We start from the raw sequence: 14,048 nt of genomic DNA, 5'->3' as shown, positions 1-14,048 counted from the left end.
CCCCGTTCCGGGCGTGGGGTCCTCCCCACGCCCGGAACATCCCTCCCCCCAGAAGGAGACAGATATGTCGGTCCCACAGGTTGACCGCAAGAGCCCGCCCGAAGCCCACGCGCGACGCTGGAGCGGCATCGGCTGGGGCTTCCTCGTGAAGCTCGGCCTCATGGCCGTGATCAACGCGTTTGGCCTCCTGGGCATCGTCGCGGCGTTCCAAGCGGAGTCGTGGTTGATTTTCGCCGTGGCCGTGCTGCTGCTTCTCGCCGCCGACATCGTCTACTTCACCAAGCGCGCACTGCCCCTGAAGTACTTGCTGCCGGGGCTCGCCTTCCTCCTGATCTTCCAGGTTTTCATCTTCGCGTACACGGCCTACATCGCCTTCACGAATTACGGAGCCGGGCACGTCGGGTCGCAAGAGCAGGCGGTCCAGGCCGCCCTCATTCAGGGTGAGCGTCGCGTGGACGACTCCCCCAGCTACCCGCTGTCGATCGTCGAGCAGGGCGGCACCTACGGCTTCGCCATAGTCGACGACGGCGAGATCAAGGCCGGGTCCCCCGACCGTCCGCTCGAGGTCGTCGGCGAGACCACCTCCACGAGCGCACCCACCGACGTACCCGGGTGGAACGTTCTGTCGGTCAACCAGATCATCAGTATGCAGAACGAGATCACGGCGCTCCGCGTCCCGGTGTCCGACGACCCGAACGATGGCTCGATCCGCACGCGCGACGGCGCTTCGGGAGCGGTCTACATCTCGAACCTCGTGTGGGACGAGAGCGCCCAGACGATCACCGACACGTCCACCGACACCGTCTACCGCGCGACGGATGCCGGCCTGTTCACCTCAGATGAGGGCCAGAGCCTGCCGACCGGGTGGGTCGTGACCGTCGGTTTCGACAACTTCCTGCGACTGTTCACCGACTCCTCGATGATCCAGCCGCTCGCCCTCGTGACGGCCTGGACATTCGCGTGGGCCTTCCTCTCGGTCGCCGTGCCGTTCGCGATGGGCCTGGTCCTCGCGATCATCTACAACGATGAGCGGCTCAAGGGGCGCAAGATCCTCCGGACGCTTTTCATCCTCCCGTACGCCTTCCCCGCATTCATGTCGGCGTTGCTGTGGCGGGGCATGTTCAACAGCGAGTTCGGCGTCATCAACCAGTTCTTCTTCGGCGGCGCCTCGATCGATTGGCTCGGCGACCCGTGGCTCGCCCGGTTCGCCGTGCTCTTCGTGAACGTGTGGCTGACCTTCCCGTACTTCTTCCTCGTCTGCACGGGCGCGATCCAGGCGCTGCCGGCGGACGCACTCGAGGCAGCCGAAATCGACGGCGCGGGCCGGTTCCGACAGCTTCGCTCGATCATCCTGCCGCTCGTTCTCGTGGCTACCGCGCCGCTACTGATCTCGTCGTTCGCGTTCAGCTTCAACAACTTCACGATCATCTACATGTTCAACAGCGGCGGCCCGGTCATCCCCGGGGCGCCCTACACGCTGGGCTACACCGACATCCTGATCTCCGCGATCTGGGACATCTCGGGCGTCTCCGGCGGAAAGGCCGACTACGGCTTGGCGAGTGCCCTGTCGATCCTGGTCTTCTTCGTCGTCGCCATCATCTCGGCCATCGCGTTCCGCCAGACCAAGAAGCTCGAGGAGTACTCCTGATGTCTGCTCCGACCGAAACCACCGCCCGCGAGGCGAAGGCATCCGTCCACCTCGACGCGAGCAGACGCGGCGCCGTCCGTAAGAGGTGGGCACTCGAGGTGGGCTGGAAATACCTGCTCGCCCTCGTCATCATCTTCTACGCGATCTTCCCTCTGGTGTACGTGCTCTCGGCATCGCTCAACCCGGGCGGAAGCCTGTCGGGGAGCAACAGCCTGTTCAGCGCCTTCGATCTTGGCAACTATCAGGCTCTCGCCAACACGCGCTACTGGACCTGGTATGGCAACACGCTCGTCATCGGCGTGTCGGCCGCGCTGGGCGCGGTTCTCATGGGCGCCGCTGCCGCCTATGCCTTCTCGCGGTTCCGTTTCAGCGGTCGCCGCGTGGGGTTGACCGCGCTACTGATCATCCAGATGTTCCCTCAGGCCCTCGCCTTCGTCGCGATCTTCCTGATGCTTCTCTCGATCGGCGAGGTGTTTCCCGTCCTCGGACTCAACTCCAAGATCTCCCTGATCTGCATCTACCTCGGTGGTGCGCTCGGCGTGAACACGTTCCTGATGTACGGCTACTTCAACACGATCCCGCAGGAGCTCGACGAGTCGGCGAAGATCGACGGCGCGACGCACGCACAGATCTTCTGGCGCATCATCATGCCGCTGGTCACGCCCATCCTCGCGGTCGTGGCGCTGCTCGCCTTCATCGCGTCGTTCGGCGACTACATCATCAGCAAGATCGTGCTCGTCTCGGAAGACAACTGGACGCTCGCGGTGGGCATGTTCCAGTGGGTCTCGAACCAGCTCGCCAGCAACTGGGGGTTGTTCGCGGCCGGGGCCATCCTCGCCTCACTCCCGGTTCTGGTGCTGTTCCTCACGCTGCAGCGCTACATCGTCGGCGGCCTCACCGCCGGGTCGGTCAAGGGCTGACCTTCAGCGCTTCGCTCCCCCGGTGATCGAGTGCCGCGCCGCAGGCGCGGTGTATCGAGATCAGCGCTGCGCGAGCACCGCTTGATACAGATCTCGGCTCGACAGGCCGGTCTGTGCGGCCACTTCAGCGGCGGCATCCTTCAAACGGATGCCGCCGCTGACGAGCGTCTGCACGTGAGCGACGGCATCCACCGCCGACACCGCGCGCACGGGAGCACCGCCGACGACGACGACGATCTCGCCGCGCACGCCGTCCGCCGCCCACGTGGCCAGCTCGCCCAGCGACCCGCGGACGACTTCCTCGAACATTTTGGTGAGTTCCCGGCAGACGGCGGCCGGCCGATCGGCCCCGAAGGCGCCCGCCATGGTCTCGAGTGTCGCCGCGAGCCGCGACGGAGCTTCGAAGAACACCATCGTCCGTGGCTCGGAGGCAAGAGCGCCGAAGGTCCGACGCTGCTCCCCCGCCTTGCGCGGCGGGAATCCTTCGAACGTGAATCGGTCGGTAGGCAGGCCCGCGACGGCGAGTGCCGTGATGACGGCGCTCGGCCCGGGAAGGGCCGTGACGGTCACGCCCTGCGCGACGGCTTCGGCGACCAGCGCGAAGCCGGGGTCGCTGACGGTCGGCATGCCCGCATCGCTCAAGACGAGCAGATCTTCGTCCCGCGCGCGGGCGACGAGCTCCGCCGCACGCTGCTTCTCGTTGTGGTCGTGGAGCGCGATGAGCCGGGGGCGGTTCTCGATCCCCAGCCCCTGCAGGAGCCGCTGGGTCGTCCGCGTGTCCTCCGCCGCGACGACGGTTGCCGTCTCGAGTGCGGTGCGCAGGCGTCCGGAGGCATCCGCGAGGTTGCCGATGGGGGTCGCCGCGAGGATGATCACCGCCCCAGCATAGGCTGGTCGTCGTGACGAGCACCGCCCCGCCGCTGCTGCCTGCCGAGCGGCCATCCTTCTACGACGGCTGGCGCACGCGCCTGGCCGCGGAGCCGCGCCTGCAGCGGCTGTACGGATGGCTCGCGCCGGTCCTCATCACGCTTCTGGCCGCGATCCTGCGGTTCTGGAACCTCGGTAACCCGCACGCGCTCGTGTTCGACGAGACGTACTACGTCAAGGATGCGTGGAGCCAGTGGAACCTCGGCTACGCCGCAACGTGGCCCGAGGGTGCGGACGCACGTTTCGCCGCCGGCGAGACCGACATCTTCACGACGGCCGCGAGCTTCGTCGTCCACCCGCCGCTCGGAAAGTTCCTCATCGGCGCTGGCATGGCCCTCTTCGGGCCGGAATCGTCGGTCGGCTGGCGCGTCGCGACGGCTCTGTTCGGCACGGCCTGCGTCCTCGTCTTGTTCTTCCTCGCGAGGGCCCTGACCGGCTCGACCGTCTTCGCGAGCGTGGCGTCGTTCCTCTTGGCGATCGACGGCCTCGGGATCGTGATGAGTCGGGTCGCGCTGCTCGACATCTTCCTCACCTTCTTCGTGCTCCTCGCCTTCTGGTTCACGGTCATCGATCGCCGGCGACATCTCGATCGCCTCGCGGCCGCCATCGCCTCGCGCCTGCGTGGTGATGAGCCTCCCGCGTGGGGCGCCGTCCTCTGGAACCGTCCCTGGGTCATCGCCGCCGGCGCGGCGGCGGGAGCGGCGACGGCGGTCAAATGGTCCGGCGTCTGGGTGCTGGCTGCGATCGGCCTTTACCTCGTCGTGACCGATGCGCTGGAGCGTCGACGTCTGGGGGTGACGTTCTGGCCGATGGATGCTGTCCGCCAGGGCGCGGCATCCTTCGTCCTTCTCGTACCGATCGCCCTGGTTGTGTATCTCGCCTCGTGGACCGGCTGGCTCACCAGCGACGGCGGCTACGACCGCCACGCCGCCGACGGCTCTCCGGCGACCGGCGTGTTCGGCTGGGTGCCCCTGTCGCTGCAGAGCCTCTGGCGCTATCACGAGACCATCTACACCTCGATGGCCGGCATGAGCTCACCGCACAGCTACATGAGTCCGGCGTGGGTGTGGCCGCTGCTCTGGCGGCCGACGTCGATGTATGCCGGTAGCTCCGCCGACGGGGAGAACGGCTGCACGGGCGGTGCGAGTGGATGCCTGGAAATCCTGTACAGCATGCCGAATCCGCTGCTGTGGTACGCGAGCATGGCGGCGATGATCTATCTGGTCTACCGCTTCGTCGTTGCCCGGGACTGGCGTCATGCGGTTGTGCTCGTCGCGATCGCGGCCACCTGGTTGCCCTGGGTGATGTATCCGGAGCGCACGATCTTCCAGTTCTACACGATCGTCATCTGGCCGTTCCTGCTGCTCGCCCTGACGTTCGCACTCCGCGACGTCATCGGTGCCGCGCACGCCCCCGCTGACCGGCGTCTGGCCGGTCAGCGGGTCGTGCTGGTGTTCCTCGGCGTCGTGATCGCGCTATCGATCTTCTGGTATCCGTTGTGGTCGGCCACGCAGGTGCCCTACGACTTCTACCGCCTGCACAACTGGATGCCGGGGTGGATCTAGCCGCTCAGTTCACCTCGTCCGGGTGCGCCGAGACGCGGCCGTCCCGCTCGAGCGCCGTGATCGCGGACTGCTCATCCGCGGTGAGCTCGAAGTCGAAGACATCCAGGTTCTCGCGGATGCGGGCGGCACTCGTCGACTTCGGGAACACGATGAATCCCTGCTGCACGTGCCAGCGGAGCACGACCTGCGCCGGGGTCTTGCCGTGCGCGGCCGCCGCGGACGCGACCGGCTGCTCGTCGAACAGCGGGTACTTGCCCTGACCGAGCGGACCCCATGCCTCGATGAGGATGCCGTGGTCTGCCGCGAATCCGGTCACATCACGCTGCTGGTACGCCGGGTGCAGCTCGATCTGATCGACCGCCGGGGTGACCCCGGTCGCGGCGATGACCTCTTCCAGGTGTGCGGGAAGGTGGTTCGAGACGCCGATGCTCGTGGCCTTTCCGGCATCCCGGATCTGGACCATCTTCTCCCACGCGTTGACGTAATTGCCGTTTGCGGGCGCCGGCCAGTGCACGAGGTAGAGATCGACGTGGTCGAGTCCGAGCTTGCCGAGGCTCTCATCGATCGCGGCGAGCGGTGCCTCGCCGGCCTGCCGGTCGTTCCAGAGCTTGGTCGTGATGAAGAGTTCGTCACGCGGGATGCCGCTCGCGGCGAGCGCGCGGCCGACGCCCTCTTCGTTGCCGTAGATCGCGGCCGTGTCGATGTGCCGGTAGCCCGCGTCGAGCGCATCCGAAACGATGCGTTCGGTCTCGGCGGGGTCGACCTTGAACACCCCGAAGCCGAGCTGCGGAATCGTGTGGCCGTCGTTGAGCGTGAGGGTGGGGATCGTCGTCATACCCCCAGCGTAGGCATCCGCACCACCTCCCGCGAGACGGCAGATCGGCGGCGAGACGGAACGCCCTGCGTCGCGTCTCACCAGGGATCTGGCGTCTCGCGAACGAATGGGCCGGTGCCCACCGCCGGCTGAGGCCGCATACGATGGAGGGCTATGCCTTCCGCCGAACCCGTCATCTCGTACCCGCCGGAGCTGCCTGTCAGCGCCGCGCGCGACGAGATCGCGCGCGCGATCGAGGGCCACCAGGTCGTGATCGTCGCCGGCGCAACGGGGTCGGGCAAGACCACGCAGCTGCCGAAGATCTGCCTTGAACTGGGTCGCGAGAAAATCGCACACACACAGCCCCGCCGGATCGCGGCGCGCACGATCGCGGAGCGCATCGCGCAGGAGATGCAGGTGCCACTCGGCGGCGCGGTCGGGTACAAGGTCCGATTCACCGATCAGGTCTCCGCCGACACGAAGGTCGCGCTCGTGACCGACGGCATCCTGCTCAACGAAATCCACCGCGACCGACTGCTGCGGCGCTACGACACGATCATCATCGATGAGGCGCACGAGCGGTCGCTCAACATCGACTTCCTCCTCGGCTACCTGACCCGCATCCTCCCGGAACGGCCGGATCTGAAGGTCATCGTGACCTCCGCCACGATCGACCCGGAAAGCTTCGCGCGGCATTTCTCAGCAGGCGGCACTCGTGAGGTGCCGATCATCGAGGTCTCCGGGCGTACCTACCCGGTCGAGATCCGCTACCGCCCGGCGACCGAGACGGACGACGAGGTCGACGCGCTGACCGCGGCGCTCAGGGAGCTCGACCGCGAGTCCAGCGGCGACGTGCTGGTCTTCCTCCCCGGGGAGGCCGAGATCCGGGACGCGATGGATGCCGTCCGCGGCATGTACGCGCAGGATGCTCGGCCGACCGAGGTCCTGCCGCTCTACGGACGTCTGTCATCCGCCGACCAGCATCGTGTCTTCGAAGCCTCGTCGATCGCCGGGGTGCGCCGGCGTGTGATCCTCGCGACAAATGTCGCCGAGACGAGTCTGACGGTCCCCGGCATCCGCTATGTCGTCGACGCAGGCACCGCCCGCATCTCGCGCTACAGCGCTCGCTCGAAGGTGCAGCGGCTCCCCATCGAAGCGATCTCGCAGGCCTCGGCGCAACAACGCTCGGGTCGCGCGGGTCGCACGTCCGACGGCATCGCGATCCGTCTCTACGCCGAAGACGACTTCGACGCCCGTCCGGAGTTCACCGAGCCGGAGATCCTGCGCACCTCGCTCGCCTCCGTCATTTTGCAGATGCTCGCCCTCGGCTTCGGCGACATCTCGGAATTCCCCTTCCTCACTCCCCCGGACTCACGCGGCGTGAAGGCGGCGCTCGACCTGCTCACCGAGCTCCGCGCGATCGAAACCGGCCGGAGCACGCCGAAGCTCACGCGGTGGGGGCGTGAGATCGCCCGGCTGCCGATCGACCCGCGCTTCGCTCGGATGCTGCAGGAAGCCCGACGGCTCGGTGTCACACGCGATGTCCTCGCGATCGTCGCGGGGCTCTCGATCCAGGACGTCCGCGAGCGCCCGTCCGCCGAGGACGGCGCACAGCGCGAGCAGGCCGACCGCATGCATGCGCGGTTCATCGACCCGACGAGCGACTTCCTCACTCTGCTGAACCTGTGGAACCACCTCCAGGAACAGCAGCGCGAGCTCTCCTCGAGCGCCTTCCGTCGACTCTGCCGCAGCGAGTTCCTCAACTATGTGCGGGTGCGGGAATGGTTCGACGTCCACCGTCAGCTCCGCCAGCTCACCCGCGAGTCCGACGCGCGTTCGCGCACCGACGCCGACTCGGCGACCGGGTCGGCTGCGGACCCCGCGCTCATCCACCGGGCGATCCTGTCCGGTCTGCTGTCGCACATCGGCATCCTCGACACGCGCTCCACGCAGCGCACCGATCCCAAACGGCGCCCGCTGGCGGAGTATCGCGGGGCGCGCGGCGCGAAGTTCTCGATCTTCCCCGGATCGGGATTGCGCAAAGCGTCTCCCGATGCGGTGATGGCGGCCGAACTCGTCGAGACTTCGCGCCTCTACGCCCGCACCGTCGCCGCAATCGACCCGGCCTGGGCAGAAGAGCTGGCGGGCGACCTCGCACACCGCACGATCACCGACCCGCACTGGTCGAAGGATGCGGGGGCCGCCGTCGCAGCCGAGAAAGTCACGCTGTTCGGGATCGAGATCATCCCGCGGCGGCGCGTGCAGTTGGCTCGGATCGACCGAGACCTCGCCCGCGAACTGTTCGTGCGCCATGCGCTCGTCGAGGGCGAGTGGAACACGCACTACCTCGACAAGCGTCTGACGGCGTTCGAGCGGCGCAACCACGACCTGCGGCGACGGCTGGAGAAGGTCGAAGAGCGCGAGCGACGGCGGGACATCCTGGTCGGCGACGAAGCCGTCTTCGCGTTCTACGACACCCGCATCCCCCGCGATGTCTTCGACGTCCGGTCCTTCGAGACGTGGTGGCGCGAGACATCGGCACAGACTCCGCGCCTTCTCGAGATGACCGAGGCCGACCTTCTCGATGACTCGTCCCGCGCCGACGAGCGCGACTTCCCGACGCGGTGGATTCAGGGCGATCAGACGCTCTCGCTCGCGTATCGCTTCGAACCGGGCGCACCGGATGATGGTGTGAACGTCGTCGTTCCGCTCGCGCTCCTCGCCCAGCTCCGCGAGGACGGCTTCGACTGGCAGGTGCCGGGGCTGCGGGGGGAACTCATCACCGCACTCCTGCGCGCACTCCCCAAGGCGATCAGGCGCCACGTCGTGCCCGCGGCGGACTGGGCCACCACCCTCGGCGACGACCTCGCCGGCGCCGGTCCCGAGTCGCACGCGGGGCTCCCTCCGCTGTCCTTGCGGGCGGCGCTGGCCTCCCGCATCCAACGCGTCGCGAATCAACCCGTGACACCTGCCGACTTCGACCTCTCGCGCGTGCCCGCCCACCTCACGATGGGCTTTCGCGCGGTCGATCCGCGGGGCCGGACGATCGGCAGCTCGCATGACCTCGCCGAGCTGCAGGCGCAGCTTGCCGGCCGCGCACGCGAGCAGGTCGCACGTTCCCTCGCGCATCCCGCGGACTCGCCCCGAGGCCCTCGTCCCACAAAAGGCTGGTCTGGAGCACCAGAATCGACCGAAAGTGGGACACTCCCTGCCGAAAGTGGGACACGGCCCGCACAAAGTGGGACGACGGGGGTTGCCGAGCGCGCGGGGATCACCACGTGGGATGTCGGGACCCTCCCGGACGTCGTCGACTCTCGGGTAGCCGGCGGTGTCGTGCGCGGCTACCCCGCCCTGGTCGACGAGAAGACGAGCGTCGCCCTCCGCATCGAGGCGACGCCCGAGCGCGCCGCGCGCCTCACGCGGGCGGGTGTGCGGCGGCTCCTTCTTCTGGCCGTCCCGTCACCGAGCGCGTACGTCCTCGAACATCTCACCGCCGCCGAGAAGCTCGTGCTCGCGACCTCGCCCTACCCGTCGGCGAAAGCCCTCATCGAAGACGCTCGAGTTGCCGTCGCGGACGCCGTACTCGACCGGACGGTGCCGAACCCGCGCGATCCGGAACAGTTCGAGGCGGTGCGGGATGCGTTTTCCGCCGCCGTGGTCGACGAACTCTTCCAGGCCGTCTCCCTCGCGGCGCGCATCCTCGCGCTGCAGCGCGACGTAGATCGAGCGGTCCGCGCACAGAACTCCCTGACGCTCCTCACTCCCCTGGGCGATGTGAAAGCACAGGTGAGCGCCCTCATCTTCCCCGGGTTCATCTCGCGCACCGGCCTCGCGCGGCTCGCGCACCTTCCCCGCTACCTGCAGGGTGCCCTGCAGCGGGTGCAGGGTCTCGCCGACAATCCGGGGCGCGACCGGCAGCGGATGACCGAGTTCGAGCGCGCGAGCGCGGCATACGCGGATGCCGGGGGCATTGTACCCCTCCCCTCCGATGCGGCGGCACCCCTCGCCCGAGCTCGCTGGTTGCTGGAAGAGTTGCGCGTGAGTGTGTTCGCTCAGCAGCTGGGCACCGCGGAGGCGGTCTCGCTGCAACGCGTCACGAAGGCCCTCGCCGGAGGGTGATACGCGGCAGACAAGCCGCGACGACAAGGAGGTTGACTGCCTGATGAGCACCGTCATCACATACACCGCGTTCGGAGAGCCCGAGGTCCTCACCGTCACCGACATTCCCACGCCTCTGCCCGGTCCGGGCGAGCTGGGCGTGCGCATCGAGGCGGCGGGGGTGAATCCGCTCGACCTCAAGCTGCGCTCCGGCGCTCGCGCATCGGGTGACATCGTCGAACCACGCCGCGTGGGCGGCGACGGGGCCGGGGTGGTGACCGCGGTGGGTGACGGCGTCGAGGGATTCCGTGTCGGCGATACTGTCGTCCTCTTCGGTGCGGCCGGGCTCTATGCGACCGATGTCGTCGTCACGCCCGGTCAGGCGGCGAAACGTCCGCCGCAGGTGTCCGCCTCGGAGGGCGCTGCGCTCGGCATCCCTGCGGGCACCGCGTACCAAACCCTCCGCTCGCTCGCCGTCGGACCCGGCGACACGCTGCTTGTGCACGGCGGCTCGGGCGCCGTCGGTCAGGCCGTCATCCAGTTCGCCGTGCTCTGGGGCGCCACGGTCCTCGCGACGACGAGCGATCGCCGCGCCGATCGGGTGCGCTCCCTCGGTGCCACGCCGATCTCGTACGCGCCGGGGCTCGAAGGTCGCGTTCGCGCCGCCGCACCGCAGGGTGTCACCGCCGCGATCGACATCGCCGGCACCGACGAGGCTCTCGAGACCTCGCTCACCCTCGTCGCCGACCGCGACCGGATCGCGACTCTCGTGCGGGGGAAGGATGCCGCTGACCTCGGCATCCGCGCCTTCATGGGTGGTAGTCCGGTGCCCCTCAGTGCTCAGGAGAAGGCGTGGCGGGCCGAGGCGATCCCCGTCACGCTCGCGCTCTTGGCCGCCGGGCGGTTCACGGTGGAGCTCGGCGCCCAGGTACCGCTCGCCGACGCGGCGGCGGCGCACCACCTCGTGGCAGACGGCATCGACGGCAAGGTCGTGCTCATCCCCTGACCCTGCGTTTTGAGACCGGGGTCGGGTAAGGCTAGGCTTACCTACATGATCACCTCATCTCGCACGCTCTGGCCGCTCGTCGGTCTTGCGGCCGTCGCCCTGACTGTGACCGCTTGCTCCTCCCCGGCCGCCAACGCCGATGACGAGGCCCCGACCACCGCATCGACAGTCGCTGTCGACAACGCCCAGCCCACCCTCATCCAGGTCGAGGAAGAGGGCGAGACGTCCTGGCAGGAAGACACCGACGCCGCGCGCGGCTCGGTTGAGGTGCCCTTCCAGCCGCAGGCCGTCGTGACCTTCGACATCGCGACCCTCGACACCCTGCACGCGATCGGCGCCGGCGACTCGGTCATCGGCATCCCGGAGATCGCCCTTCCGGACTACCTCTCCGAGTACGCGGATCTTCCGACCGTGGGCACGCTCTTCGAGCCCGATTTCGAGGCCGTCAACGAGCTCGAGCCCGACCTCATCGTCACGGCGGCCCGGAGCACGGGACAGTACGACGAGCTCGCGAAGATCGCCACGACGATCGACCTCACCGGCACCTACGGCGGCACGTTCGACCCGGCAGCCGGCCTCGTGCGGGCGGCTCAGCTCGGCGAGATCTTCGGCGAGGAGGAGAAGGTCGCTGAGCTGACGGCGGACATCGAGGAACTCACCTCCACGATCCAGTCCGAGGCATCGGGCACCGCGCTCGTGCTCTCGATCTCCGGCGGCGAGTACGGTGCGTTCGGCGAGGGCTCGCGCTTCGGCTACTTCTTCGACGAGCTCGGGTTCACCCCCGCGGTCGCCGCGGCCGAGCTCCCCGGCGCCGAGGGATCACCTCACGGCGACACCGTCACGAACGAGTTCCTCCTGACCGCGAACCCCGACTGGATCATCGCGTTCGACCGTGGCGCGGCGACAGGTGAAGGCAGCACCGCCGAAGAGACGCTCTCCAACGAGATCGTCGACCGGACGACCGCTGCTCAGGAGGGACAGATCATCTACCTGCCCGCCAGCGAGCTCTACATCGTCATCAACGGCCTCACCGCGATCCAGACCGTCCTCTCCTCGGTCCACGACGCCGTCGCGAGCTGACCTTGTTCCCTGACTCGCGGGGAGCGGACTTCTGAAACGCCTGTCCCCCACGACGCTGATCGTCGCGGGGGTGGTCTCCACGGCCGCCCTCGCGACGATCTCGCTGTTGATCGGTGTCGCCGAACTCGACGGCTTCATCCTCGTCGCCAGCCGCGTTCCCCGCACGGTCGCCCTCATCCTCGCGGGCATCGCCTTCGCTGTCACCGGGCTGATCATGCAGCTGCTCACCCGCAACCGCTTCGTCGAGCCCAGCACGACCGGAGCGACGGATGCCGCCAGCTTCGCCCTCTTGCTGCTTCTCCTCCTCTCCCCCGGCCTGCCGCTCGGGATCACGGCGATCATCGCATCGGTCGGAGCGCTCGTCGGCGTCATCGGGTTCCTCGCGTTGATCCGCCGCATCCCCTCTCGTTCGAGCGTCCTCGTACCGATCGTCGGCATCCTCTACGCGGGCGTCATCGGCGCCGTCACGACCTTCATCGCCTACCGTGCCGACATGCTGCAGGAGCTCCTCAGCTGGGGCATCGGGGACTTCTCGGGCATCATCCGCGGGAGGTACGAGATGCTCTGGGTCGCCGCCGCGGCGGCCCTCATCGCCTGGATCGCCGCCGACCGGTTCACCGTCGCGGGTCTCGGTGAGGACACCGCACGCGGACTCGGGCTCAACACACGCGGCGTCATGGCGCTCGGGGTCGGCATCATCGGGATCGTCACGGGCGTCATGGTCGTCATCACCGGCGCGATCCCTTTTCTCGGCCTGATCGCTCCGAACATCGTCAGCCGCTGGGTGGGTGACAACATGCGGCGATCCGTGCCGATCGTCGCCCTGCTCGGCGCCTCCCTCGTGCTGCTGTGCGACATCGTCGGGCGTCTCGTGCGCTTTCCGTTCGAGTTGCCGATCTCGATCGTCATGGGCGTTCTCGGCGGCATCGTCTTCCTGTGGATGCTCCTCGGCACCGCGCAGCCGTCGGATGCGGCGCGGCCGGCACGCCGGCGCCGTTCCGTGGCGGGAAGCGTCCGATGATCGCCACAACCCGAGCCGCTCTCCGCTCTCCCGCCCTGAGGCTTACCGCGCTGACCGCGCTCGCTGTCCTCGTGATCGTGCTGTACCTGTTCACCGATCTCCCCGGCCGCTGGGAGTACGCGCTCGACATCCGCACCCGCACGATTGCCGGAATGGTGATCGCGGCCGCAGCCGTCGGAGTCTCGACCGTGCTGTTCCAGACGATCACGGCCAACCGCATCCTGACGCCCGGGATCATGGGCTTCGACGCCGTCTTCCTCGCCATCCAGGTGGTCGTCGCCTTCGCGATCGGCCCCGCGCTCTTGGTCTCGGCCCCGCCGCTCGCGTCGTGGACGGTCGAACTCGTCCTGATGGCGGGGTCGATCGTGCTGCTCTACTCCTGGCTGTTCCTCCGGCGGAGACTGGACCTGCATGTCATCGTCCTCGCCGGGCTCGTGCTCGGTGTCCTCTTTCGCTCCGTCACTTCGTTCCTCCAGCGCCTGCTCGACCCCGACACGTTCGCGATCGTGCAGAACCTGGCCTTCGCGAGCTTCACCTCGGTCGACCGGGAGCTTCTCCTGCCGACCGGGGTGCTGGTGGTGCTCGCGATCGCCTCGCTCTGGCCGATTCGGCGCGCGCTCGACGTGCTCTCGCTCGGGGAGACGACCGCGATCTCGCTCGGGGTGGAGCATCGGCGCACCGTCATGCACGTCGTGATCGTGATCGCGGCGCTGGTGGCGGCATCCACCGCTCTCGTGGGTCCGGTGACGTTCTTCGGGCTGATCGTCGCGAACCTCGCCTACGGTGCCGTCGGGCACCGGCACGTGCGCAGCATCCCCGCCGCGATCGCGATCGGGGTCATCGCCCTCGTCGGAGGCCAGTTGATCCTCGATCGGATGCTGGGTTTCTCCACCGAACTGCCGGTCGTGATCGAGTTCGCCGGCGGCATCTTCTTCATCATCCTCGTTCTCACCGGAAGGGCCCGCTGAC

General features: G+C 68.1%; 10 protein-coding genes. 8 read left to right on the top strand and 2 right to left on the bottom strand.

Features of this window, described 5'->3' with window-relative positions; translation table 11 throughout:
* Positions 1-64: 64 nt before the first annotated feature.
* Positions 65-1,648, top strand: a complete 1,584-nt coding sequence (locus Q0653_RS00505; protein ID WP_298941805.1) for an ABC transporter permease subunit — start codon at positions 65-67, stop codon at positions 1,646-1,648.
* On the top strand, positions 1,648-2,568 hold the full coding sequence (locus Q0653_RS00500) for a sugar ABC transporter permease (RefSeq protein WP_298941803.1): 921 nt from the start codon (positions 1,648-1,650) through the stop codon (positions 2,566-2,568). Before Q0653_RS00505 ends, Q0653_RS00500 begins: the two co-directional genes overlap by 1 nt.
* A 60-nt stretch (positions 2,569-2,628) precedes the next feature.
* Here Q0653_RS00500 and rsmI read toward each other — a convergent pair whose 3' ends face one another.
* Positions 2,629-3,444: a 16S rRNA (cytidine(1402)-2'-O)-methyltransferase gene (gene rsmI / locus Q0653_RS00495; RefSeq protein ID WP_298941801.1), complete on the bottom strand. Its 816-nt coding sequence runs from the start codon at positions 3,442-3,444 to the stop codon at positions 2,629-2,631.
* A gap of 23 nt (positions 3,445-3,467) precedes the next feature.
* On the opposite strand from rsmI, the gene Q0653_RS00490 reads away from it, so the two are divergent.
* Complete coding sequence (locus Q0653_RS00490; RefSeq protein WP_298743824.1) at positions 3,468-5,060, top strand: phospholipid carrier-dependent glycosyltransferase; 1,593 nt, start codon at positions 3,468-3,470, stop codon at positions 5,058-5,060.
* 4 nt (positions 5,061-5,064) lie between these two features.
* Here Q0653_RS00490 and Q0653_RS00485 read toward each other — a convergent pair whose 3' ends face one another.
* On the bottom strand, positions 5,065-5,895 hold the full coding sequence (locus tag Q0653_RS00485; protein WP_298941798.1) for an aldo/keto reductase: 831 nt from the start codon (positions 5,893-5,895) through the stop codon (positions 5,065-5,067).
* A gap of 153 nt (positions 5,896-6,048) precedes the next feature.
* On the opposite strand from Q0653_RS00485, the gene hrpA reads away from it, so the two are divergent.
* The 5 genes from hrpA (at position 6,049) to Q0653_RS00460 (ending at position 14,047) form a co-directional block, all read left to right on the top strand.
* Positions 6,049-9,993, top strand: a complete 3,945-nt coding sequence (gene hrpA, locus Q0653_RS00480; protein WP_298941796.1) for an ATP-dependent RNA helicase HrpA — start codon at positions 6,049-6,051, stop codon at positions 9,991-9,993.
* 43 nt (positions 9,994-10,036) lie between these two features.
* Positions 10,037-10,978: an NADP-dependent oxidoreductase gene (locus Q0653_RS00475; protein WP_298941795.1), complete on the top strand. Its 942-nt coding sequence runs from the start codon at positions 10,037-10,039 to the stop codon at positions 10,976-10,978.
* 45 nt (positions 10,979-11,023) lie between these two features.
* Positions 11,024-12,058, top strand: coding sequence for an ABC transporter substrate-binding protein (locus tag Q0653_RS00470; RefSeq protein ID WP_298941793.1), 1,035 nt, complete (start codon positions 11,024-11,026; stop codon positions 12,056-12,058).
* A 70-nt stretch (positions 12,059-12,128) separates the two neighbouring features.
* Positions 12,129-13,079, top strand: coding sequence for an iron chelate uptake ABC transporter family permease subunit (locus tag Q0653_RS00465; RefSeq protein ID WP_298941788.1), 951 nt, complete (start codon positions 12,129-12,131; stop codon positions 13,077-13,079).
* A complete protein-coding gene (locus Q0653_RS00460; RefSeq protein WP_298941786.1) occupies positions 13,076-14,047 on the top strand; it encodes an iron chelate uptake ABC transporter family permease subunit in 972 nt (323 codons plus the stop codon). Before Q0653_RS00465 ends, Q0653_RS00460 begins: the two co-directional genes overlap by 4 nt.
* The last annotated feature ends 1 nt before the right edge of the window (position 14,048 follow it).

Origin of the sequence: uncultured Microbacterium sp. (genome assembly GCF_947488465.1) — a bacterium.
In the GTDB taxonomy this organism is placed as follows: Bacteria; Actinomycetota; Actinomycetes; order Actinomycetales; family Microbacteriaceae; genus Microbacterium.
The sequence above is the reverse complement of the archived record's forward strand: the minus strand, read 5'-3'. Positions and strand labels throughout refer to the sequence as shown.